Below are 2,757 nucleotides of genomic sequence, written 5' to 3' on the forward strand. Positions count from 1 at the left end.
GATTCCCAATCGGTCTTCAGTGAGCTACAATTCATCCACTTTTTCGCTTGGCGCCTCCCATTTACCTCCCGTTTGAATCATGTCACTGACCTCCCTTATCAGCAAAAAAGCATGAATTCAGTATATTCTCCGGATTCATGCCTTCTGTTTGAGAATATAACACGTTTCTCCACTTGTTATAGAGTTTAGCTGTCAGTCTTTCTACTCCCCGTCCCCTATACAAAAATCAACGGCAGCCTCGGCATGAAGCCGCGTTGTATCATAAACCGGGATCGTACAGTCCTCTTGTGAGATGAGCATTGTGATTTCCGTACAGCCGAGAATAACGGCTTCTGCCCCCTGTCGGATAAGGCGGTCAATGATGTCCAGATATTTCTTCTTTGAATGCTCATTAATGATCCCCAGACAAAGCTCATGATAAATAATATCGTGAACCACCGCTCTGTCTGCTTCATCCGGCACAACAACCTCAAGTCCGAACTGACCGGTCAGCCGATCCTTATAAAAGGGTTGCTCCATCGTAAAAGCGGTTCCTAACAAGGCTACCTTCTTTATTTTATCGGAAACAATTTTTCCTGCCGTCGGATCAGCGATATGAAGTAATGGAATCGAAACCGAGTTCATCACTTCAGGTGCCATCTTGTGCATCGTATTCGTGCATATGACTATGACATCTGCTCCGCCTGCTTCAAGCTTTTGTGCCGCTTCAACCATAACCTTCGTAGCTTCCGTCCAATTCCCCTGATGTTGAAGATCCTTGATTTCTTGAAAATCCACAGAATACAGCAGACTCTTTGCAGAGTGGTGACCACCCTTCCTTACTTTCACGGTCTCATTGATGATTTGGTAATACAGCATGGAGGATTCCCAGCTCATACCACCTATAAGTCCTATTGTCTTCATGGTCATATTCACACTCCATTCTTTTTCATCCTAATGTGCTATAAAAACTTTGCACTGGATTTCAAAAGATTGTACAACATGAAAGACCTGGAAATCTATCAGTTAGTCCGATTAGCCAGCCGCCGGATCTCTTCGCTTAGCCTTGAATTAACCGGATACACGGCTTCGATGAAATTTAGAATACGGAGTGCCGATTCGGGAACACGATCGTACCCCTGAATCATGTCTCCGATGATTTCTGCAAAACGGGGATATCTCTTCTCTAACCGCCGCTCATTCCCGAACGGGTCGGGATAGTAATCCACCTCTTGCTCCAGCAGATGAAGCACCGACAGGATCCTGTCTATAGCATATACCTCAATAAACCTCATTGCGGATAGGCGTTCCCCCCTTGCATAACGGCCCAGCCCCACGTACAGATTAGTTAAGGCTTCGTTCAAAGGAAAGTCCAGGGAATCACTTTTTTGAGAGGGCAGCGGACTTACAGGCTTGGCGATTTCCGTGTTATCATACATCGGATCCTTCCATACGACCCGTCCCTCTGTATAAGAGATTTCCGCCAGCTCCCGTTCCTCGAATATAGCATATTCCCCGTATATTCCGTCCTCGAACAGGATCTTACATCCTGCCTCTGAATTCTTAAAGGAATAGGCAAGAGGATGTGCTTCTTCGAGCCAATCCAGCTGGTCAATATATCTGTCCTTCTCCCCCGGTCTCACAATCACAAAAAAATCCAAATCCGAATATTCATCCAGCCGTTCTGTCTCGACCCCAACAGAACCCACCCCTAATAATAAAAGAGCTCCCCCTTTACGTTCGAGCGACTTGCCGATCTCATGAAGCCGCTGAAGGAGCAATTCTGTTCTTAACATACCCAATCCTCCTCTATAGGTTGAATGCAAAAAGGGTCCAACCCGCACTACTCAGCGAGGTTGAACCCGAAGGTTACATTGCCTTTATTCTAGTGATAAATTATCATGTCTAAATTGTGGTTGTCAATCCTTTTAACTCGCTTCCCGAAGTAAGCTTAGCCATTCATCTAAAGTGAACCGGCCTGCAACCTGATAGCCTTTGCCTTGCCCGTTTGGTTTTACAATTACGGTACCCAAATCTGCAATTCCCCCTAATCCAACCCCTTGAGGGAAACTGTGGGCAATGATAATCTGGTTAGTCCCGGGGGAAGGCAATACTTCTAATACAGAAGTTAAGTCATTTACAATCCCTTGCTGCTCGGCGGGAGACAAGGAACCACTTAATTGATGTATTCTAACCCAAAACGGATCAGTTTGGACCTTGCCCTTACCAAAAGCCAATTCCGCAGTCTCCTTTGCCCGGCAAAAGGGACTCGCCAAAACCGGAGTCTCGACTGGAATGTGCAGTCTCCGCAGTGCCTCACCAAATTGCACAGCTTGTCTTCTCCCGGTCTCAGAAAGATTTCTTTGGGTAGAACAATCATTGAAATCGATATCCGCAATGTCCTCTCCTGCTGTGGCCTCCCCGTGCCTGACATAAAGAATATATCCACCCTGACGAAGCGAATTTAGCAATGAGGGGTCTACCGGCCTTGATTTCAAACTACCTCCTGACGCTTCAACCGGCTGCATGTGAAACATAAGGATTACGCAAAAGATACCGGTGATAATATGCCCTTTCATCATTCAAATGGCTCCCTTCAGGATCGTAAGCATCAGGACATAGTATCCCTCAAAGGCCCAGCAACATTCCACCTGCTGCACCAGCTACCACAACAACCCAAGGGGGTAGCTTCCAGAAGACAAGCATTACAAATAAAATGACGGCAAGGGCGAAATCCATTGGGTCCAAAATAGCTGTAGTCCAAAGGGGATCATACCA

Annotated in this window: 3 protein-coding genes and 1 pseudogene; all 4 read right to left on the reverse strand. The window is 46.4% G+C overall.

Features of this window, described 5'->3' with window-relative positions:
* Positions 1-201: 201 nt before the first annotated feature.
* Entirely contained in the window at positions 202-903 is a 702-nt protein-coding gene (locus AQR02_RS17690; RefSeq protein WP_054942148.1) for an aspartate/glutamate racemase family protein, read from the reverse strand.
* Between the two features lie 98 nt (positions 904-1,001).
* Positions 1,002-1,775, reverse strand: coding sequence for a hypothetical protein (locus tag AQR02_RS17695; protein ID WP_054941610.1), 774 nt, complete (start codon positions 1,773-1,775; stop codon positions 1,002-1,004).
* 132 nt (positions 1,776-1,907) lie between these two features.
* Positions 1,908-2,558: a histidine phosphatase family protein gene (locus AQR02_RS17700; protein ID WP_082451972.1), complete on the reverse strand. Its 651-nt coding sequence runs from the start codon at positions 2,556-2,558 to the stop codon at positions 1,908-1,910.
* A 49-nt stretch (positions 2,559-2,607) separates the two neighbouring features.
* Positions 2,608-2,757, reverse strand: a pseudogene (locus AQR02_RS34515) (chromate transporter); the annotation flags it as partial.

Source organism: Paenibacillus ihuae, from assembly GCF_001368795.1.
Lineage (GTDB): Bacteria > Bacillota > Bacilli > Paenibacillales > Paenibacillaceae > Paenibacillus_AQ > Paenibacillus_AQ ihuae.

Bases quoted from the DNA above. Each gene is read 5' to 3' on its own strand.
- AQR02_RS17690 (WP_054942148.1), bottom strand. From the start codon at position 903: ATGAAGACAATAGGACTTATAGGTGGTATGAGCTGGGAATCCTCCATG.
- AQR02_RS17695 (WP_054941610.1), bottom strand. From the start codon at position 1,775: ATGTTAAGAACAGAATTGCTCCTTCAGCGGCTTCATGAGATCGGCAAG.
- AQR02_RS17700 (WP_082451972.1), bottom strand. From the start codon at position 2,558: ATGAAAGGGCATATTATCACCGGTATCTTTTGCGTAATCCTTATGTTT.